The 20,642-nt window shown below is 43.0% G+C and carries 17 protein-coding genes; 12 read left to right on the plus strand and 5 right to left on the minus strand.

The features are described from left to right. Positions 1-147: 147 nt before the first annotated feature. On the plus strand, positions 148-501 hold the full coding sequence (locus JMX48_RS06465) for a dTMP kinase (protein WP_227687935.1): 354 nt from the start codon (positions 148-150) through the stop codon (positions 499-501). 357 nt (positions 502-858) lie between these two features. Here the strand turns inward: JMX48_RS06465 and JMX48_RS06470 are convergent, their stop codons facing one another. After that, positions 859-3,150, minus strand: coding sequence for a cation:proton antiporter (locus JMX48_RS06470; protein ID WP_201535750.1), 2,292 nt, complete (start codon positions 3,148-3,150; stop codon positions 859-861). A gap of 777 nt (positions 3,151-3,927) precedes the next feature. Between JMX48_RS06470 and JMX48_RS06475 the strand changes: the two genes are divergently transcribed. The 7 genes from JMX48_RS06475 (at position 3,928) to JMX48_RS06505 (ending at position 10,991) form a co-directional block, all read left to right on the plus strand. Beyond that, on the plus strand, positions 3,928-5,382 hold the full coding sequence (locus JMX48_RS06475) for a Do family serine endopeptidase (protein ID WP_201535752.1): 1,455 nt from the start codon (positions 3,928-3,930) through the stop codon (positions 5,380-5,382). 237 nt (positions 5,383-5,619) lie between these two features. Then, positions 5,620-6,813 carry a hypothetical protein gene (locus tag JMX48_RS06480; protein WP_201535755.1) on the plus strand — a complete coding sequence of 398 codons (1,194 nt, stop codon included), beginning with the start codon at positions 5,620-5,622 and terminating at the stop codon, positions 6,811-6,813. A 522-nt stretch (positions 6,814-7,335) separates the two neighbouring features. Next, on the plus strand, positions 7,336-8,241 hold the full coding sequence (gene dapA / locus JMX48_RS06485; protein WP_201535759.1) for a 4-hydroxy-tetrahydrodipicolinate synthase: 906 nt from the start codon (positions 7,336-7,338) through the stop codon (positions 8,239-8,241). A gap of 183 nt (positions 8,242-8,424) precedes the next feature. Next, on the plus strand, positions 8,425-8,760 hold the full coding sequence (locus tag JMX48_RS06490) for a hypothetical protein (RefSeq protein WP_201535868.1): 336 nt from the start codon (positions 8,425-8,427) through the stop codon (positions 8,758-8,760). Between the two features lie 130 nt (positions 8,761-8,890). Beyond that, positions 8,891-9,604, plus strand: a complete 714-nt coding sequence (gene purC, locus JMX48_RS06495; RefSeq protein ID WP_201535762.1) for a phosphoribosylaminoimidazolesuccinocarboxamide synthase — start codon at positions 8,891-8,893, stop codon at positions 9,602-9,604. Between the two features lie 168 nt (positions 9,605-9,772). After that, positions 9,773-10,450, plus strand: coding sequence for a DNA-3-methyladenine glycosylase (locus JMX48_RS06500; protein WP_201535765.1), 678 nt, complete (start codon positions 9,773-9,775; stop codon positions 10,448-10,450). A gap of 229 nt (positions 10,451-10,679) precedes the next feature. Continuing rightward, positions 10,680-10,991 (plus strand): NGG1p interacting factor NIF3, encoded by a 312-nt coding sequence (locus JMX48_RS06505; protein WP_201535768.1) that lies wholly within the window; start codon positions 10,680-10,682, stop codon positions 10,989-10,991. Positions 10,992-11,254: 263 nt separating this feature from the next. On the opposite strand, the gene JMX48_RS06510 is transcribed toward JMX48_RS06505, so the two are convergent. Together JMX48_RS06510 and JMX48_RS06515 are read right to left on the minus strand one after the other, a co-directional pair. Continuing rightward, the gene (locus JMX48_RS06510) at positions 11,255-11,728 is read right to left on the minus strand and encodes a PepSY domain-containing protein (RefSeq protein ID WP_201535771.1); all 474 of its coding nucleotides are present in this window, start codon (positions 11,726-11,728) and stop codon (positions 11,255-11,257) included. 788 nt (positions 11,729-12,516) lie between these two features. Beyond that, the gene (locus JMX48_RS06515; protein ID WP_201535774.1) at positions 12,517-12,720 is read right to left on the minus strand and encodes a CsbD family protein; all 204 of its coding nucleotides are present in this window, start codon (positions 12,718-12,720) and stop codon (positions 12,517-12,519) included. Positions 12,721-13,139: 419 nt separating this feature from the next. Here JMX48_RS06515 and JMX48_RS06520 point away from each other — a divergent pair, with 419 nt between their 5' ends. Together JMX48_RS06520 and JMX48_RS06525 are read left to right on the plus strand one after the other, a co-directional pair. Continuing rightward, positions 13,140-13,880, plus strand: a complete 741-nt coding sequence (locus JMX48_RS06520) for a TetR/AcrR family transcriptional regulator (protein WP_201535777.1) — start codon at positions 13,140-13,142, stop codon at positions 13,878-13,880. Between the two features lie 167 nt (positions 13,881-14,047). After that, on the plus strand, positions 14,048-16,237 hold the full coding sequence (locus JMX48_RS06525; protein WP_227687928.1) for a molybdopterin oxidoreductase family protein: 2,190 nt from the start codon (positions 14,048-14,050) through the stop codon (positions 16,235-16,237). Between the two features lie 69 nt (positions 16,238-16,306). Here JMX48_RS06525 and JMX48_RS06530 read toward each other — a convergent pair whose 3' ends face one another. Both JMX48_RS06530 and JMX48_RS06535 read right to left on the minus strand, forming a co-directional pair. Continuing rightward, entirely contained in the window at positions 16,307-17,632 is a 1,326-nt protein-coding gene (locus tag JMX48_RS06530) for a D-amino acid dehydrogenase (protein WP_201535779.1), read from the minus strand. Between the two features lie 56 nt (positions 17,633-17,688). Then, positions 17,689-18,441, minus strand: coding sequence for a YgfZ/GcvT domain-containing protein (locus tag JMX48_RS06535; protein WP_201535781.1), 753 nt, complete (start codon positions 18,439-18,441; stop codon positions 17,689-17,691). 268 nt (positions 18,442-18,709) lie between these two features. On the opposite strand from JMX48_RS06535, the gene JMX48_RS06540 reads away from it, so the two are divergent. Further along, the gene (locus JMX48_RS06540; protein WP_320158143.1) at positions 18,710-19,063 is read left to right on the plus strand and encodes a zinc ribbon domain-containing protein YjdM; all 354 of its coding nucleotides are present in this window, start codon (positions 18,710-18,712) and stop codon (positions 19,061-19,063) included. Positions 19,064-19,314: 251 nt separating this feature from the next. After that, on the plus strand, positions 19,315-20,616 hold the full coding sequence (hemL, locus tag JMX48_RS06545) for a glutamate-1-semialdehyde 2,1-aminomutase (RefSeq protein ID WP_201535785.1): 1,302 nt from the start codon (positions 19,315-19,317) through the stop codon (positions 20,614-20,616). Positions 20,617-20,642 lie beyond the last annotated feature (26 nt).

The following is a 20,642-nucleotide window of genomic DNA, read 5'->3' on the forward strand; positions in this document are numbered from 1 at the left end:
ATAAAAACATCTCTTATTAAGCTATATTGTTTTAGACTTTAAATAAGGTTGTTTGTTTTATAGCACATTAGTAGTTTACATTATAGTATATACGGATATAAAGCTTATTAGTTTACAAATTGTTAGAACGGAAGACAAGACTCGACCATTGCGTATCAAGGTTACGGGCGCGCACATGGTGACGATGTCATGCGTGCCAAGATTGATACGCTTATCAATCAGTTTGTTCCACAATTACCAGATTTGACATTATGGTTGGATTTGCCTGTATTAGAGGGTATGGCGCGCGCCAATAAACGTAGCGCTGCCGATCGGTTCGAGCAACAGGCTACTGAGTTTTTTACTTGGGTACATAAAGGATTTAGCACCCTTGCTAGCGAGTACCCTGCGCGTATACAGCGTATTGATGCGTCAGGTAGTACCGATGAAGTTAGCGCGCGCGTGTGGCAAACGGTGCAAGATACGTTAGCTATAGTTAGAGCGTGTCCTCAATCTGAATAAAAGCGATTAAATGGGCTAAAAATAGCTAAATCTTGCCAAACTACGTCAAATAGCTAGTCAATATCTCGATATTATCTGCACTATTTTCCTTATTTGGCTGCCATTTATCTTATTTTTATCACCATTTTCAGATTGAGGACACGGCCTAATTTACTGCTTGCTTGCTTGCTTGCTTGCGCAGACAGAGGCTACAAAACACGCATTAAAAAATACACATACCAGCAGTACCATCGCGTTTTTATCATTTAGCATAATAGGTTATTTTTAAAAGGTGTCATCACACAAAAGCCCCAGCATAATGCTAGGGCTTTTGTATTTTATAAATTATTAAAACGATCGCTAATAGAGCGACAGTTATTACTTATCCGCGTTTTTATCTGAGCTGTCAGGGTCATTATTTTTCGTGACATCGATGTCAGAGGCGGCGTTATCTTGACTAGAGTCAGGTAAACGATTGGGGTCAAGCGATCCCTTTTTATTTTTAGGGGCACTGCCATTACCATTTTTGCTACTATTGATAGAAGCCTTGGTTTTCGACGTTGCTGTCGAGTTTGCAGACATAACGCCTTTATTCACCGTCTCAGCAGATAGATTTTTTGGCTCTGTCGCTTGGTCATTGGCTGTCTTTGAGGTGCTCGATAAAGACTCTGAGCGACTGCTGGGCTTAGTCGATGAATCGCCAGCGGCATTTTGCTCAGTATTTTTCTCGCTACCCACGACAGATTCTGGCTGCCCTATATTATCACTGACATTTTCTTCGTTTAACTCTTTTTCTTTACGCTTTTCAGGCGCTTTTGAGCCGGACTCAAAATTCGCGTCTGCTGCCATGCGCGCTTGCTCTTGCTTGGGCGTGACGTCTACTGGCTTTGGCTGCACCTCATCTTCTACCACCAATGAGATAAGCTTGCGATCACGCGGTACAATGCCATCAAATTTATCCGTAATGACGTGTAGCGTGCCTTCTTTGTCGATGGTATAAAGCGGGACAAACTGCTTGTTGTCGGCTTTATACTGCTCAAAACTGTAGCTATCTGTGATATTGGTGATTTTGATGCGCGCCTTTTTTGACAGCATACTGGCAAGCTTGGTATAAGTTGCATCTTTGCCAAATAGCCACTGTGAGTGAAAGTTTGACTGCTTGTCCTCACGCTCGCTTCTGACTTTTTCGTCACTGAACTTTAAACGATACAATTTGCGCTCGCCAAATTCATGACGATAATGAATCTCAGACAAGGTGTTCATCTCTTTATCCATACTCATGGCAAACAGACGGCCAATACCGATAAGGTCAAGATGATGATCCGCATGGTCAGAGATGGGATTGCCAAAATAAGTACGCAGGCCGCTCATACGTGCGCGAGCAATATTGGTATAGTTATTGTGCGCGACGATGACATCAAATCCCTGATCTTTTAGAGAAGTGGCTATGAGAAGGGCAATTGGATTTGAGCCGACGATAAGAATACCATTGGTTTCAGGTTCCCGTACCCCCAGCATATTGCCGACGATTTTTGCACCCAGACCCTGAATCATCACTGTGCCGATGATGACCATAAATACTAAGGGCACCAGTAACTCAACCCCTTGAATATCATACTCTTGCAGACGAATAGCAAACAATGATGAGATGGCAGCCGCGACGATACCGCGAGGTCCAATCCAGCTAATCATCAGCTTTTCACTGGTTTTGAGGTTGGAGCCGATAGATGAGGCCCATACTGATAATGGGCGTGCCACAAACATAACCACAGCAAGTAACACCAAGCCTGCGAAACCAACACTCAGTAAGCTTGCCAGCTCCACACGAGCGGCTAAAATAATGAAGAGTACAGAAATCAGCAGAATGGTTAATGATTCATTGAACTCTAAAATCGTATCGCGTGGGAACTTAGGCCAGTTTGCCAAAGCAACGCCCAATACGGTAACGGTTAATAGGCCAGATTCATGCTCCAAATGATTCGATACAGAAAATAATACCAGCACAAAAGCGAGTGTAAACACATTGCGCAAAAACTCAGGAATCATATGGCGGCGCATAAGGAAGGCCAGTACCCAAGCACCCGCCATACCAAGCGCCGTCGCCAATATCACAATTTTGGCAAACAGTAAGATACTGCTGGCTTCGCCGCCTGAGATGATATATTCATAGACCAATACCACCGCGATTGCGCCGATTGGGTCAATGATAATACCTTCCCATTTTAGGATATTGGATATGGTTTTATTGGGGCGCACACTACGCAGTAGCGGCATAATCACGGTTGGACCTGTGACGCACACCAGCGCACCAAACAACAACGCAATCAGCGGATCGACATCAAATAATAAATAAGTCGATAACGCGACGATAGCGATGGTGATAAGCACACCAACCGATACCAGCATTTGCACAACGGTACCGTGTTGTTTAATCTCATCAAACTCTAAAGTCAGCGAGCCTTCAAATAAGATAATCGCCACACCCAAAGAGATGAACGGAAACATGAGTTCCCCTAACACCAAGTCAGGATCGAAAACACCCAGCACGGGTCCAACGACAATGCCAATTAGTAATAAAAATAAAATGGATGGTTGCTTTAAATACCAAGCCAACCATTGGGCGGCAATGCCAATCCCAACCACGCCGGATAATAATAGGGCGGTATCCATAAGTTGATCCTTTTATAATCTTGTCATATTTTATGTCTATCAATAGCTTTTATAGAAATAACTGTGACAGCCACTTTAATCAGTAAGTAGATGCCAATCTCTACAGCGTCTGAACGACAACAATGAGAGCCATTATGGATCACAACATGAGCTAGATATGATATATATTATAAAGTACAGTCAACATCCTATAAATCTGCTACATCGTCAGCCCCGCTTGATGTACTACTTGTACTATCTGTACGTGGCTTACTTGTATCGAAATTATTTGGATTCGACTATAGTAAAGACAAAAGCATTCTTTGAGACATAAGCCACTTTAGAAATGCAAAAGATGAAAAATAAGAGTGATGATGGTCACTTTGATAAATTCACTATTAGTAAATTTAACGTTTGTTTCTTCGGAAATTATTTGGTTGCTATCATAACATGATTTTATTTCTTACCTATCAGGACTGGACTGATCACGATACTATCCACCAGTCATGAAGTTGTGCCACGTCATTATGAAATAACACTGCTGTAGGTTATCCTAGCGATACTTTGTAATGAATGTGCTTATTTTTTTAGGCTCAACTATATAGAAACATTAATAATCGATAGTATAAAGTTATAAAAGCATTAAAACATGGATATAGGTAGGCGGGTAATAGTAAACTGACCAATAGCCATTAAAAGCACACTCTATAAAAACACCTTGTCTCATATAACGCACTGCTGACAACCAATAAAGCTTGAACCCTAACAATAATAATTGACCATCATACAGAGGACGATATGCCTAATAATATGTTTAAATCGCAATCTAAGTTTAGGATGCAGCATTGGTTACAGCGTAGTGCGCTGGCGCTCGCTGTCAGTACCGCGATGATTGCTGGTATTACTGCCACGGCAATGACTACGGCACAAGCAGCGGTGACCACTGCGGACTTCTCTGATTTGGTACAGCAAGTGACACCAGCGATCGCCCGTGTGAATGTCACAAAAACGGTCAGTGAAGCCGAACTGGCCAAGGCGCAAACTGCTGAATTGCTGAGGCAGTTCTTTGGTGATCGTCTACGTATTCCTGATCAGGCGACCACACCAGCGATTGAGCATGCGTATGGGACTGGCTTTTTTGTCACATCCGATGGCTATATGTTGACCAACCATCATGTGATAGACGGCGCTGATAAAATTACGGTCACGCTCAACGATAGAACGGAGCTTGATGCAACCTTGGTTGGTAGTGATGAGCGCTCAGATGTAGCTGTCCTTAAAATTGCAGGCAGTCAGTTTCCCGCATTGCCTATCGGTGATTCAAATGCTTTGAAAGTGGGGGAGCCAGTATTAGCAATCGGTTCACCGTTTGGTTTTGATTATTCAGCATCCGCTGGTATTGTCAGTGCCAAGTCTCGCAGCTTTTCGCGTGAGACCAGTGTGCCATTTATCCAAACCGATGTCGCACTAAACCCTGGTAACTCAGGTGGCCCGCTATTTAATCAGCGGGGCGAGGTCATCGGTATTAACTCGCGTATCTTTAGTGGTACTGGTGGATATATGGGTCTGTCGTTCTCTATTCCGATTGATGCTGCAATGGATATTTATGAGCAGCTAAAAACAGATGGAGAAGTGGTGCGTGCTTATTTGGGCGTTTATCCACAAGATATCGATCGCAATTTGGCTGAAGCTTATAATTTGGCTCGTCCGCAAGGCGCTCTGCTGACCCGCGTATCGCCAGACTCACCAGCACAAAAAGCGGGGCTGAAGGCTGGCGATATTATTCTACAGTATAACAATGTGCAGATTATGCGCGCCTCAGATTTGTTAAACCTACTCAATCGTGCCAAACCTAACGACACATTTCGCACGCAGATTCAGCGTGATGGTAAGCAGATGATCGTTAACGGCATGCTGGCTTACGCGCCAAGCGACGTCAGAGCACAAAGCGGTGATCAGCAGAATAATGAGGTGCAGTTGGGTTTGCGTCTACGTAATTTGACTGCCGATGAGCAAGCAGAAGTCGCCCCAGACAACAAATCGGGCATCTTAGTGACCACGGTTGATCCGACTGGTTTGGCAGCACGCTCGGGTATCTTGGCAGGGGATGTAATTACCAACTTCCACCAAAAGCCGATTAAAAAAGTGACGGATTTTTCAAGCGCCATCTCATCATTACCTAAAACAGGTGTGGTGACTATTGAGGTACTGCGTCAAGGTATCCCTGCCATCATTGGTCTACGTATTGAATAAACACTGATATGACCGCCTGCGCTGACATCACAAATAGCATAACTGTCAGCGTTGATAATTATACTTGTCTATCATAGAGCTCGACCTCTATAATGGCTGATTTTTTTATCAAATGACTCAAAATGACCGAACAATGTCATTAACTTATCCCATGAGTGATATATTTATCGCTCAAGACGCTTTAATATAGGGTAAACCGTCGATAGGTTTATACCCTTACATAAACATCAGGTAATTATGACTGACCACACTTTTTATACGCTAAGTATCTTTACGGCAGCAGCATTGCTAGCGTACATTTTACTGTGGTCAGGGTTACAGACATTCAACGCCAATCCTACCAACCGTTTTATGCGCATCTGGTTTAAGCTGATGCTATATTATGCCGCTTATACGATGCCAGTTTGGGCAATAATGTTGGTGATAGGTTGGTCAGAATATGAGCTACCGATGCTGGCGCCGTTCTCAATGCCGCTCGTACTACTGGCTGTATTGTCCATGGCGCTCTACTTTCATACAGTGATTGTACAGCCCAATCGGTTACGCTTAGAACATCATGCGGTTGACTTGGATTTGTCTACACCGCTTACAGTTGCTGTATTGGCTGATTTGCGTATTGGATTATATAGCGGTAAGCCTCGTCATATTCGTAAGCTTGTCGCCACCATTAACGCATTATCAGCAGATGCAGTGCTGATTACTGGCGATTGGCTGTATTATCCAAGCGCGGATTTGGTTGGGCAGATTATGCTGTTTAAAGGGCTAAACAAACCCGTTTATACAGTGATGAGTATCTCAGATTTGCGCTATCAGTCGATGAACACAAACAAGCAAGGCCAACCACTATTAGAAGATACGTTAGCCAGTGCCTTTGATATACTTGATATCAGTTATATTGGCCAGCAATGCACCTCTTTGCCACTAAAATGTGTGAAAAATAAAGAGGGTCAATCAGTAGCGAATCAATCAAGCCATAGAGATGATGCTCAACCTAGTATCAGGCAGAAGCGCTTAGCAGACAGTTCAGCGGTAGCAGTGCTTTGCGGCTGGCAAGACACGCCTAGGCAACTTACAAATATCGCTGATAAAGCAGCGCTGGGTGCTGAAATCGCTAAAGCCACTAAGCCGGTCATTATTCTAGCGTCACGATTCGATAGTATTAGCCATTTGCCAAAAACCTTACAACCACGACCTTTATTGATCACAGGTGCGGCAAAAGCAATTCAAAAAAATATACGGTTGGCACAAAAACAGAAAGATATCGAGCGTCATAACGAGCGAGCAACGTTGTTAAACAATAGCCGTATGGGTAAGCAGCGCGGCTTATATCAGTATGGTAGTGCCCAGATATTTGTGAGTAGCGGTATTGGTACGCGAGGATTGCCTTTTCGCTTGTATCGTCCCACTATCGATGTGTTGACAATTCGTTAATAATATCTGAAAGTCTTATCAGCGCTTATTTATATTGCCAACTACTGGTTAAGTAATGACGCTATTAATGATAGGGTTTGAGCTTGGCATCTACAATGTTTAGAGAGAAAAGACACTGTTGATTTGGCGTTGAATGATTATATGGAACGTTAATTGTTTGATAGCGGTCAAATCAAAATATGCTACACTAGCAGTCGTTTTTATTATTAAATGTTTATTCTTTCATAGACATTATTAGTCATTGGCAAAAATAACGTCAATACTGATTTGAGTGTTTAAATTTTATAATATAAATGCTCTAATAATAGCCAAACAGACAGCATTAATATCAAGCAATATGCTTATTAGTTATTAGTTATTAGTTATTAGTTATTAGTTATTAGTTATTAGTTATTAGTTATTAGTGTCTATTTTTACACATATTATGAGTGTAGGAACAGACATAAAGATTGATACTGGCAAACGACCTATCATGTGACAGCTTTGAAAAAAGCTAGGATAATACAACAGTAAGGCACAGTTATGAGCACAGCATACGACGAGATTAAAACCCGACTACAAGGCTCAATGGTAGCTTTGGTAACGCCCATGCACCCTGACGGCAAGGTCGATTATAAACGTCTGTCTGATCTCATAGACTGGCAAATTGAGCAAGGCACGCATTGTCTTGTGGCGGTTGGCACGACTGGTGAGTCAGCGACATTGTCGATGCAAGAGCATAGTGATGTTATTCGTTATTTTGTGAAGCACGTTAACGGTCGAGTGCCAGTGATTGCTGGTACAGGCGCAAACAATACCAGTGAAGCGATTAAGCTGACGCAAGATGCGGCAGATGCGGGTGCGGACTGCGCATTGTTGGTTGCGCCTTATTACAATAAGCCGCCGCAAGAAGGCTTGTACCAACATTATAAAGCCATCGCCAAAGCCGTAAATATCCCGCAGATGCTCTATAATGTGCCTGGGCGTACGGTGGTTGATATCGCTCAAGAAACGGTCGAGCGCTTAGCTGATATCGATAATATCGTTGCGATTAAAGATGCTACTGGCTCTGTTATCCGCGGTGAACAATTGATCAAAGCCGTTGGTGATAGAATAGTCGTGCTATCGGGCGATGACGGTACGGCGCTGGAACTAATGAAAGTGGGCGGTCAAGGTAATATCTCAGTGACAGCCAATGTTGCTCCAAAAGCCATGAGCGAAACTTTCGCTGCAGGTTTGCGTGGCGATTTTGACGCGGCAAATAAAATACATGATATTGTCAAACACTTGCACCGTGACTTATTTCTCGAATCAAGTCCTATCCCAGCGAAGTATGCCCTACATAAAATGGGTATGATAGACAATGGCATTCGCCTGCCACTAGTATGGCTGGCTGAACAACATCACGCCACTCTTGATGACGCTTTATTGCGTGCAAAAATAATGTAGCTGCATGAAAAACAATATAATTTCGTACGAGACGACGATGGATTCGTGCAAAATTATTATAGCAATACAACGATTAATAGCAATACAACGACTAAATGCTAAGTCGGTTGGTAATAACATGACTTAGCAAAATTTTATAAGATTTAGTAAAAACGATAAGCCAATTGTTCAAATGAGCAATCACTGCTAACCCAGAGAGATAACATGATGAAAACATCATCAATAACTGCAAAGATATTCCCTGCAATGCTGACCTTAATTATGGGAAGCACCCTAGTATTAAGCGGCTGCCAAGCAACTAAAGATTTACTTGGTAAGCGTGACAATGGCAGCTTAGAGTATCAACAAAGCAAAAAACTTGCGCCAGTAGAGCTAAAAGCTGACCAAGAAACGGCGCCCTTTGTCCCTTTGTATCCAACTCCTAGTGCTGGTGCAAATACACTCACACTGCAAAACGAATCAGGCAGCCAGTACAAACTGCCAAAGCCTCAACGTGTTGTCAGTAGTCCTTCAGAGTAACCCTATTTCCCCATTTATACCGCTGGCTTGTTATTACGATTAATTTGAATACAATTAATTCAGTCGTATAAGACTCAGCGGTCGCTGCGCGTTTTTACCACATAAGCTTGAACGAACAGGAACTCCAATAATGCAAAAGCAAAAACTGCTGTATAAAGGCAAAGCCAAATCTGTCTATGAAACAGAAGACAATGATCTTTTGATTTTACATTTCCGTGACGATACCTCAGCGCTTGATGGTAAGCGTATCGAACAATTAGCCCGAAAAGGCGTCGTTAATAACCGCTTTAACGCTTTTATTATGCAAAAGTTGGCTGACGCTGGTATCGAAACGCATTTCGAAAAACAGCTGTCTGAAGACGAAGTTTTGGTCAAGCGTTTAGAGATGATTCCAGTTGAGTGCGTTGTCCGTAACTTTGCGGCAGGCAGCTTGGTTCGTCGGTTGGGCTTAGAAGAAGGTCAAGCACTGACCCCATCTACTTATGAGCTTTTTTATAAAGATGATGCGCTTGGTGATCCAATGGTAAACGCCTCACTTTCTGTGTCTCTTGGCTGGGCAACTGACGCACAATTGGCAAGAATGAAAGAGCTGACGTATCAAGTGAATGATGTATTAAAAGCATTGTTTGATGCAGGTGATTTGATATTGGTCGATTTTAAGCTAGAGTTTGGTGTATTCCATGGCCGCATCGTTTTGGGTGATGAGTTCTCACCAGATGGTTGCCGTATTTGGGACAAAACCACCAAAAAGAAACTAGACAAAGACCGTTTCCGTCAGTCATTGGGTGATGTGATCGAAGCTTACGAAGAAGTGGCTAACCGTATTGGCGTGCCTTTAAGCTAAATGATCTAACTAAGCTTCTAAAATAAAAAAAACTGAGCCATGTGCTCAGTTTTTTTATGCAAAAAATTACTGAATCGTTATGAAATACGCACGAGGAATGTGACTGACTATTCTTATAATAAAGCTTATTTACTCAAATTATTTACTTAAATAGAAGGCTTAGCTTCTATGCTCAAACCTACAATACCTAAATCGAGAGCATCTAAATTGGAAAAGCCTGAATCGACATCAACCGTTTTAGATCCAATATGGTTTACTCGTCCAACTTGTGTGGTCGCTGCTGATTTGGTCGGTAAGGTGCTTTGCAGAAAGCTGATAGATACTGATGGCACGGTGAAAGTATTGCGCATGCGCATCTCAGAAACCGAAGCTTATATTGGAGAAGAGGATCCTGCTTGTCACTCGCATGCGGGCACTCGGACGCCGCGCACTGAAATTATGTACGAGCAAGGTGGGGTATTCTATGTTTATTTGACCTATGGCATTCATCATATGCTCAACGTAATCAGTGGCCCTCTAGAATCACCTGAGTCGGTGTTGATTCGTGCTGGATTCTTAACAGAGGATAGCGATCGCTTGATTGAAGAACAACAACTGAGTCCAGACAAGCAGCTTACCCATCCCAAGCAATTTGCAGGTCCTGGCAAACTGACTAAGCAATTACAGATTGATCGCCAATTATATGGCAAATTCATCGTTCCTGAGTCAGGAGTTTGGATAAAAGATGATGGTTGCGCGCCGCCAGTATCGTTGCGTCCACGTATTGGTATTGATTATGCTGGGGATGCCAAAGATTGGTTACTGCGCTATATATGGACGGCGCATCCCTCTTTATCCAAAAAATAGCGGTGCTCAAATAATAACATTAGCCAAAAATAGTAAAATCGTTCCACTATAAAGTAGATACAGTGTTACTGGGGTGAATTTTGCGTAGCCTTTGGCAGTAACGGCACAGCAAGCAAGGAAAATTTATCTCAGTAGCGCGTGATAATAGCTGTATCTCTTTTATCTAGGACTGACTATAGTATTGCTGAGTGTCCAACTTTACTTTTAGCTGGTTTGACGAGGGCATTATATGTATAAGCTGACGGTTTTTATCCCCAATGATGCACTCGATACGGTGAAGTCAGCTTTGTTCGCCGCTGGTGCAGGAAAGATTGGCAATTATGAGCAATGTTGTTGGCAAGTACGGGGTATGGGGCAATTTAGGCCATTAGCAGGTAGCAAACCACATATCGGAGCGCAGGATCGACTCGAAGAAGTTGACGAATGGCGAGTTGAGATGGTCGTTGATGAACCAATGATTCATGCTGTTATCGCTGCGTTAAAACGAGCACATCCTTATGAGATGCCCGCTTATGATGTGATAAAGGTCTTAGATTTTTAAGGTTGCCTATACTTATTAAGATTACCAGTATTTCTAATAAAATAAAAAAAAGCCAAATATACCAAGGGCTGGTTTATTTGACCAAGAACATCACAAAGCTCGTGATGTCAAAACTTATATATCGTTAAAAAACAATAAAAACGCGACATTAATGCTGGAATGAATTTTTTGAAGCCTCTGTCTGCAACGACGCAGCAAGCGAGGAAAATTTATACCAGTAGTATCTGACGATTGATGGCTGATAATGCCATTCTCTTTAAGTATTAGTGATTTTTATAATGCTTATTGTTGTTATGTTTGCCATTATTATTGTGCTTGCCGTTATTTCTGTGTTTATCTTGCTTATGATGGTCTTTTTTATATCTATTATTTTGCTCTTTGTTAGACCAAGACGTTTTATTTGAGCTAATGAGTCTGAGGCTAGGATAAGTATATTTCAGCTCGTAAGGCTGGTTATTCTTTTTGGCATAAGCTGTGAGGACGCGATCACCACGGTAGTTATCAGATTTGATATCCATCACCTGATAGCCTTGACGGCGTAAGTCTTGACGCAGCTGTTGTTGGGCGCGATTGTAATTAGCATTGCTATTGCCATTATTACTATTATTATCGCGATATATCGGTCGATTGTCATAGCCTGAACCTGCAACCGTACAACCAACTGTAGTGCCCAATAAAACAGCCACAAGGCCAGTAGATATAACGGTTTTAAACGAGAAAGCCTTTAAAATGTTCATAATTCAATATCCTATTATATTTACAAACTTCTCGTTACTGTCGTCGATGATGGCAGCTGAAAGAGTTAGGCACTTTGTGAGTTTTGGCATGATTGGGTTTGTACCATATCTACGCGATTACGTTTTAAAAAATAATTAGTTTAAGAATCATTCATTCTTTAAAACGTATCATAAATTATTTGGAAATATCTTCTTACATTATCTATATTAAGCGACAAAGCTTGATAGTACGTGTCTTGTGCGTTAATGAGTTGTAATTTTTTTTGAGTAATATGCATTTTGTAAGCATATGCTTACACGCAATGACGCTTACGCGACTTAACATCGGGTTAAGATAAAGGCATTATAGTCATACGGCATTAGGGAATGTGACTCAAGGATTGAGTTGACCGCATTAAGGATAATGATTCATTTACTAGCATCAGGATGATAAAAGTAAGTGAAGCAAGGACACATAACCTTTGCTGATAGATAGCAGTAGTGAATATTGCTAAACGTAGTAAAAAGGGTAGGATGCCCAGTGTCACAATATACTGCATATTATGCAAGGATGCATAGGAAACAGTCGTGATAGGTAACATGGATCGTTAACAATAAAACCGCATAACAATTAATTGCTATGCGGTTTTATCGTGTCTGGGTGTTAAGTCTATAGGCTCTTTTATGACATTTTTTACCAAACAACTTATGCTATGAGTCTATATTTTTTCGTTAAACAATAAAAAACCGCATAGAAGTCTATACGGTTTTTTATTGTTTAACGGTTATAGAGTGCGAGTTATAAATAATTAGTATTTATTTTCAGCGCGCCAATCATCGACTGCACGTTCAGCGTCTTCTTTATTGTGACCATAACGTTCTTGGACTTTACCTACTAGTTTGTCGCGACTGCCTTCAACATGCAATAGATCATCATCAGTAAGATCCGCCCATTTTTGTTTCACTGAGCCTTTCATCTGATTCCAGTCACCTTTTAGCGTATGTTCGTTCATTATTATATTCCTTATTTTATTATTAAATGATTGTTAAGACAATTTTTCCATCTGTCTTTAATTAACAGTTTACTCAGTAGCTTTGTCAGCCAGCTGATAACACTTAATATAAGCGTCCAAAATTGCCTTGTCTGTATGTGCAATGTTTATAGTGTTGCGTTACTATAAAAATCGGCATGGTTGTGTTATGAGTCGCTTGTTTGTGTAATAACTGATGAGTGTTATCAGCGAGATACGTAAACAGAGCCGATGAATTTGGCAGAGATTTCTGACGCTGTGTGAGAGAAAAAGCATTATTTTTATTACAACGATAATGATTAAAAACTTAGTGATAGACATATCAGATAAATGACTATAGGCTTATAGTTGAAACAGTCATCGTCTTTAAATTGAACCGACTATAAGCTTAGGGTAGATTAATGGTAAGTTCTTCCAAAACAGTAACTCTTACAAATGAGATGGTTGAGGCGCCAGTAGAATCAAAGCGTGAGCTGGCAAAAGCCAAAACGCGTCGTGCCTTGTTAAAAAGCGCGTTAAAGTTATACAGCTTGGAAGGCGCTTGCGGCATGAGCATGAACAAAATCGCAAAAGGCGCGGGTATTGCACAGCCAAGCTTCTATAATCATTTCGCTAGCTTAGATGAGTTACAAAATGAGTTGAGCGAGCAGCTCAAACACAATTATCTCTCACCCATGCGCAGCGCTTGGATAACTATGTTAAAAGATTATGCAACGCTGACGCACGAGCAATTTAATGAACGTTGTCAGTACTGCTTGACCGTGATTTTTGATGCTGCATTCCAAAATATTGACTTGTTCCAACGATTAATCGAGGATAGCATACGCGATCATCCACAGACGGCAAATCAATACAGGTCAAACGATGCCTCACTCTCTAACCACTCAGAAAATAAAGGTTTGGGACGGCTGATTGGTGAGATAAAAGAAGAGTGGGCAGCGATATTTATTCAGGGATTAGTGTCAGCCGAACACCTCATTGACCGGTCTGAGATAAATCTATGTGTCGATGTTGCCACTGCACAAGTACATGAGCTGATACTGGGCTGTCATCAATTGCGTTATTCACGTCAGCAAGCAGTAGCTATATTGTGCAAAAATTTTGATGCGCTTTTCAGGAGCTTTTCTCAAGCGCGTTGCTAAGATTGAGTAAAGAATAAGAAACTAACTCTTAAGCTCATGATTTGATAATCACTAGTCTTATCGCTGGCTAGTTATAGAGATTATTAAAGAAACTGTTGTCATAAAATCGCTAAAAATGGAATTTATATAGTGGGAACGATAGTAAATAAATAATAGGGAGCGCAATCATGAGTAGTGAACCAGTCAAGGATAATGAACAAACACACTTTAGAACCTGCAATTTATGCGAGGCGATGTGCGGTATCGTCATCAAGCATGATGGCAAAAAAGTACTATCGATTAAAGGTGATAAAGACGATCCATTTTCGCAAGGCTACATTTGCCCAAAAGCGACTGCCTTGCAAGATTTACATGAAGACGCTGATCGCTTGCGCGCTCCTGTAGAGAGAACGGCTAATGGCTGGAAAGAAATTAGCTGGACGGACGCGCTGGACAAAGTGGCAGCAGGCATCGAATCTGTTCAACAAAAATACGGACAAAATGCGTTTGGGGTGTATTTGGGTAACCCTAACGTCCATAACATGGGCGGCATGTTGACGATCAAGCATTTATTACACAGTATAAAGACGCGCAGTCGTTTTTCTGCGACTTCTATTGACCAGTTGCCGCATCACATCGTGAGTATGCATTTATTTGGGCATATGCTACGCATCCCTGTCCCTGATGTGAATCACACCCAATACATGCTCATCATTGGTGGTAATCCGCTGGCCTCTAACGGCAGTATTATGACAGCGCCAAATATGCGCCAAAAACTAAAAGACATCAAAGCTCGCGATGGCAAAGTGGTGGTGATTGATCCAAGGCGCACCGAAACGGCAGATATCGCCAGCGAACATCACTTTATTCGCCCAGCGAAAGACGTTTTACTATTACTGGCTATGCTCAATGAAATTTATGCACAAGGTTATGCGCGAGTGGATAGCAGAGCCGCAGCGTTAGCGCCAGAGATTGACCGTATTGCTTCATTTGCTGAAGAATACACGCCTGAGTCCGTCGCAGATATTACGGGTATTACCGCCGCTGAAATAAAACGCATTGTCAAAGAGTTTTGTGAAGCCGAAAGCTCAGTCTGTTATGGCCGTATGGGTATATCGGTGCAAGAATTTGGTTTGTTAAGCCAGTATCTGTCTATGGTCATCAATATTGTGACAGGACGCTTGGATGAAGTAGGCGGATTGATGTTCCCCAATCCTGCCGTCGATGTTGTGAATAGCTCCGGTCCTGGCTATTTGGGCAAACGTCATAGCCGTGTGAGTAATCTGCCTGACTTTAATGGCGAGTATCCCGTGGTTGCGATGGCAGATGAGATGTTGGTAGAAGGCGAGGGACAATTGAAAGGTTTTATGAGTGTCGCGGGTAATCCTGTCCTGAGCACGCCCAATGGCGAAAAATTGGATGAAGCCTTGGCAAACTTAGATTTTATGGTTTCATTGGATTATTTTGTGACCGAGACCAGTCGTCATGCCAATATCATTTTGCCACCCGTCTCGCCACTTGAGCGCGATCATTACGACGTCACGTTTAATGGCTTTGCCGTACACAATGTAGCCAAGTACTCGCCGGCATTATTTAGCAAAAACGACAGCGAAAAGCACGACTGGGAGATTTATTTAGAATTGGCCAATCGTTTGGATAAAGACGCGTCAGAAGCGACGCAAAAAGAACGTGCAGCGACAAAAGCATTTGGACCCAAGTTTTTACTCGGACAAGCTCTCAAATATGGGCCTTACAAAGATGTCACATTGGACGCGCTGATAGACAATCCACACGGTATAGATTTGGGACCATTGCACAGCATGTTGCCAGAGGCTATTAAGCACACGGACAAGCAGATTCATCTCAATGTTGACTTTTATCAGGCAGATTTGGCGCGTGTCAAAGCAATGAGGCAACAATACGATCATAATGAGATTTTGCTCATTGGTCGTCGTCATGTACGCAGCAACAATTCGTGGCTGCACAACAGCCATCGACTGGTAAAAGGTAAGCCTCGCTGTACGTTAATGCTACATCCAGAAACGGCCAAGGAGTACGGTATCGAGGATGGTCAGCAGGTGAAGGTGACCTCACGTGTCGGTAGCGTTACTATCATCGCGGAAGTGACTGACGAGCTTATGCCGCGGGTTGTGAGTATTCCGCATGGTTGGGGTCATGGTCGCAAAGGCGTGAAACAAAAAATTGCTCAGGCACATGCGGGCGTCAGTGTGAATGATTTGACGGACGATACACTTATCGATACGTTAAGTGGTAATGCGGCCGTCAATGGCGTGCCAGTACAGTTAGAGGCAATCGCGCCAGCAGCGCTTGATTTGAACACTATTGATTCCAACCCTGAATCCAGTAGCGCTGCATAAAGTAATTCTAGACTAAAATTTTCAACTTGAATAAGAAGGGCGCTCATATACTTACATAGAGCGCCTTTTTTATGTTGTTATACCAACAAAATCAAAGTCAACTATTGGCGTCTCACCCTGTATCAGCAAGCTAAGCGCTTTTGCTGACCCGCATGCATGTGTCCAACCAAGCGTGCCATGACCAGTATTGAGCCATAAATTATCAAAAGTGGCATCCACGTTATGGCTACCGTGACGGACTTGACCCATATGCGCCCGTCCGATTAAGGGCACATTGGAGGGAGTCATAGGACGTAGCCCTGTCCAATATTGCACAGAACTTGCGACGATCCCTTTGGGGAATAATTGCTGTACACGTTTGGTGATGGCTTCACAGCGGACGCGGTTTAAATCCAAATTATAGCCATTAAATTCAGCCGTACCTGCTACCCGCAGTTTATCGCCCAGCCGTGAGGTGACCAGCTTAAATTCATCATCAATGAGACTGACAAAAGGAGCATGGTGCGGCGACCGAGGATTGACTTGATAAGTCGCTGAATAGCCTTTCGCAGGGAAGATAGGCAGATGGATATTGAGTGCTTTCATCAGCGGCACGCTATAACTACCAAGGGCTAGTACGTGGCTGTCAGCACTAAAGGTTTGTGCGTTTTCACCTTTGGGTCTAATGGTAATACTGTACACGTGCGGGCGACTACTGTGCGTATCTGTATTAATGGCTAAAATCTCTGTCTCATATAAGAAACGGACGCCAGCCTCTATGCAGCGCTGCGCAAGACGCTGAGTAAATAGGTGCGCATTGCCTGATTCATCACGACTGGTATAAGTTGCGCCCGTGAGCTTGTGAGCAATGGGATAAAGGGCTGGCTCCAAACTGACGGCGTTATTGATGTCAATTACATGGCGCTCACAACCAAGCGCTTGCATGCGCTCCGTTGGTTTGAGAGCTGCATCAAACTCAGCCTGATTGGTATAAAAATGCATAATGCCGCGGGTTTGCTGCTCGTAATTGATACCGATATCCGCTCGTAGCTGCTGCAAGGCATCGCGTGAATACAGTCCTAAACGAACCATCTGTACCAGATTGGCATCGGCTCTATCAGCGCGGCACTCTTGCAAAAACTGCATGGCCCATTTGAGCTGCGCCTTATCAGCACGCAAGCGATAGAGTAGTGGTGCATCCTCTTTAAACAGCCACTTCAGTGCTTTCATCGGAGTGGCAGGATTGGCCCAAGGAGTGGCGTGTGATACCGATATTTGACCACCATTGGCAAACGAGGTCTGCATGCCTGCGGCTGATTCGCGCTCGATCACCGTTACATCATAGCCTGCTTGACGTAGATACCATGCGGTGGTCACGCCCACCACGCCTGCTCCGAGTACCGCAATATGTGTCATAGGACGCTCTGCTGCATTTTAGTAAAAATACATGAAAATGTGCTTATCGTTTAGTATTACTTCGGACGAGCAACATTCGCTTGTAAGGCAGGTGGTAAGTCCAATACAGTCAGATCACTCTCAGCGAGATGTTCTGGGCGAGCCACTACAAGCGCTTCAAAGCCATCCGCCTTCGTTAGCGTATTGACCACTTGGATTTTATCCAATTTTGCACCTGCTGTTGGTGCAGCACCCGAGCCTTTTACATAGTGCAAAAATGCTTTGGGTGCTGATTTGAAATAGATACGGGCGATGACTTCTTGACCCAAATAACAGCCTTTATCGTAGTCCATGCCGCCACGTTGATGCAAACGCAGCTCTTGCGGTTGGAACTCGCCTTGAGTGTCGGCGACGATCCAATAGTTGCCAGCGGTAATACTGCATTGCACCCAAGCCTGCGTGTCCTCTAGGGTATTGTGGTCATCTTTATGGCTAAAAGTCGGCTCATTTGCTAATACGCAAGGATAAATCGCTGCTGGTGCACTAGTCTCAAACTTTGAAAATGCTCCGAATTTTTTTAAATGCGCTTGCAAAGCATCGGCACAATCGGCACTGATGACCACGTCAAAGTGTTTTTCTGCTTGTTTCTTGATCCAGATGCCGAATTCAATGCGACCTTTTAAGTTACAGCTGGCGGCAGCTTGGTAGCTGAGTCCGAGCTTGGTGACATCACAAGTCAGCTGACCTTGTAGGAATTTTTCGGCATCCTCACCCTGAATGGTTAATTGTGAAAACTGTGGCAATAGTGAGGTAGTTGAAACTTGAGTCATTATTATTATCCTTCTAATGGATGTTTATTTTTTAGAGATATAGGCAGTAAAATTTAACGATATAAAACAGGGAATATAAAACTCATTTAGGCTAAGAAGAGTACCACAAAAATCGTAGTCATAAAAAATGTCATCTTACGTGGTGAGTTAAGTTATAAATTGGGCACAGCAGACAGTTTTCAACGGTACAAATTAGTGAAAGGTGGTGAGTTACGGTACAATGTTGGCTAGACAACAAACCTAATTCACAACCGCTGCCGAGGAAATGATGAGCTTACCAAATTGCCCAAAATGTGATGCTGAATATACGTATGAAGATGGTGCGTTACTGGTATGTCCCATGTGTGCTCATGAGTGGACAGAAGATGAGACGGATGCGGCACAGGCTGAAGATCAAGATGCGGTCATTCGTGATGCCGTTGGTAATGAGCTGCACGACGGTGATGCGGTTACTGTGATTAAAGACTTAAAGGTCAAAGGATCTTCAACCGTCATCAAAGTTGGCACTAAAGCAAAAAGCATTCGCCTACTACCAGATGCTAGCGATGGTCATGATATCGATTGCAAACTGGATGGCTATGGCCCAATGAAGCTCAAATCTTCTGTGGTGAAGAAAGCGTAATTTAGAGTATATAATCGATGCAATATCAAAAGAACACAACGGGGCTGGGATGAATTTTTTGTTGTCTCTGTCTGTGAAGGCACAGCAAGCCAGAAAAATTTGTCCCAGTCACGCAGTATCGTGTTGCGTATCCATTTTATTCAGTATCGACTATATATCTATATATAGTAATGGCTTGAAAGATTGAATAATGAACAAATATAAAACTGATATCAGTCAGAAAATATAGAACCATTAAGTAGAGAATAACTATGAGTACTAAAAACGAACAACTATTTGCACAAGCCCGCAAACATATTCCAGGTGGCGTCAACTCACCCGTTCGCGCTTTTGCTGGCGTAGGCGGTACACCAATTTTTATGCACCGCGCTAACGGTAGCAAAATTTATGACACCGAAGACAATGCTTATATTGATTATGTCGGCTCTTGGGGCCCGATGATTTTGGGTCATGCGCATCCAAAAGTGATTGATGCGGTGAAAAAAGCGGCGGACGATGGTTTAAGCTTTGGTACGCCAACGCCGTTTGAAACGACCGTTGCAGATAAAATTTGCGAAATCGTCCCAAGCGTTGAGATGATTCGTATGACCAGCTCAGGTACAGAGGCGACCATGAGTGCGATTCGTTTGGCACGTGGTTATACTCAGCGTGACAAAATCGTGAAGTTCGAAGGTTGCTACCATGGTCACTCAGACAGCTTGCTGGTAAAAGCAGGATCAGGCATGCTCGATATTGGCGAACCTACCTCCAAAGGTGTGCCAGCAGATTTTGCTAAGCACACGATTACGATTCCTTATAATGACCCACAAGCGATCAAAGATTGTTTTGCAAAGTGGGGCGACGAGATTGCTTGCGTCATCTTGGAGCCTATCGCGGGCAATATGAACATGGTCATTCCAACGCAAGAATTCCATGATACATTACGTGCAGAATGTACTGCCAATGATTCAGTGCTTATCTTTGATGAAGTCATGACCGGATTCCGCGTTGGATTGGGCGGTGCGCAAGCGCATTTCGGTATCGACCCTGATTTGACCTGCTTTGGTAAAATCATTGGGGCAGGCTTGCCCGTTGGTGCGTTCGGTGGCAAAAAAGAAGTCATGTCTTGTATCGCGCCACTCGGCGGTGTCTATCAAGCGGGTACCTTATCAGGTAATCCACTGGCAATGCGCGCTGGCATTGCGATGTTTGAAGACTTGACGGTTGAGGGTTTTTACGATGAGCTTGCCGCAAAAGTAGATAAGCTTATTGATGGTTTTCAAGCGGCAGCTGACAAACATGGTATCAATATGCGCACCAATAAATTGGGCGGCATGTTTGGTATGTTCTTTGTCAAAGATACTGACACTGCAACGCCAAAGAATTTTGACGATGTGACAGAGTGCGATATGGACGTGTTTAATACTTTCTTTCACGGGATGCTTGATCGCGGTATTTACTTGGCACCTTCTGCTTATGAAGCGGGCTTTATGTCTATCAAGCACAGCGATGCAGATATTGACGCATCGATTAAAGCAGCTGATGAAATCTTTGCAGAAATGGCAAAAATCTAGCATAACCGTTCAAAGTTTTAGATATA

Source organism: Psychrobacter immobilis, from assembly GCF_904846225.1.
GTDB classification, from domain to species: Bacteria; Pseudomonadota; Gammaproteobacteria; order Pseudomonadales; family Moraxellaceae; genus Psychrobacter; species Psychrobacter immobilis_F.

Excerpts from the sequence above, each read along its gene's own strand:
- JMX48_RS06510 (WP_201535771.1), bottom strand. The coding sequence starts at position 11,728 with ATGAACATTTTAAAGGCTTTCTCGTTTAAAACCGTTATATCTACTGGC.
- JMX48_RS06470 (WP_201535750.1), bottom strand. The coding sequence starts at position 3,150 with ATGGATACCGCCCTATTATTATCCGGCGTGGTTGGGATTGGCATTGCC.
- JMX48_RS06535 (WP_201535781.1), bottom strand. The coding sequence starts at position 18,441 with ATGACTCAAGTTTCAACTACCTCACTATTGCCACAGTTTTCACAATTA.
- JMX48_RS06480 (WP_201535755.1), top strand. The coding sequence starts at position 5,620 with ATGACTGACCACACTTTTTATACGCTAAGTATCTTTACGGCAGCAGCA.
- JMX48_RS06530 (WP_201535779.1), bottom strand. The coding sequence starts at position 17,632 with ATGACACATATTGCGGTACTCGGAGCAGGCGTGGTGGGCGTGACCACC.
- JMX48_RS06520 (WP_201535777.1), top strand. The coding sequence starts at position 13,140 with ATGGTAAGTTCTTCCAAAACAGTAACTCTTACAAATGAGATGGTTGAG.
- JMX48_RS06500 (WP_201535765.1), top strand. The coding sequence starts at position 9,773 with ATGCTCAAACCTACAATACCTAAATCGAGAGCATCTAAATTGGAAAAG.
- JMX48_RS06540 (WP_320158143.1), top strand. The coding sequence starts at position 18,710 with ATGAGCTTACCAAATTGCCCAAAATGTGATGCTGAATATACGTATGAA.
- JMX48_RS06515 (WP_201535774.1), bottom strand. The coding sequence starts at position 12,720 with ATGAACGAACATACGCTAAAAGGTGACTGGAATCAGATGAAAGGCTCA.
- JMX48_RS06525 (WP_227687928.1), top strand. The coding sequence starts at position 14,048 with ATGAGTAGTGAACCAGTCAAGGATAATGAACAAACACACTTTAGAACC.
- dapA (WP_201535759.1), top strand. The coding sequence starts at position 7,336 with ATGAGCACAGCATACGACGAGATTAAAACCCGACTACAAGGCTCAATG.
- JMX48_RS06505 (WP_201535768.1), top strand. The coding sequence starts at position 10,680 with ATGTATAAGCTGACGGTTTTTATCCCCAATGATGCACTCGATACGGTG.
- hemL (WP_201535785.1), top strand. The coding sequence starts at position 19,315 with ATGAGTACTAAAAACGAACAACTATTTGCACAAGCCCGCAAACATATT.
- purC (WP_201535762.1), top strand. The coding sequence starts at position 8,891 with ATGCAAAAGCAAAAACTGCTGTATAAAGGCAAAGCCAAATCTGTCTAT.
- JMX48_RS06475 (WP_201535752.1), top strand. The coding sequence starts at position 3,928 with ATGCCTAATAATATGTTTAAATCGCAATCTAAGTTTAGGATGCAGCAT.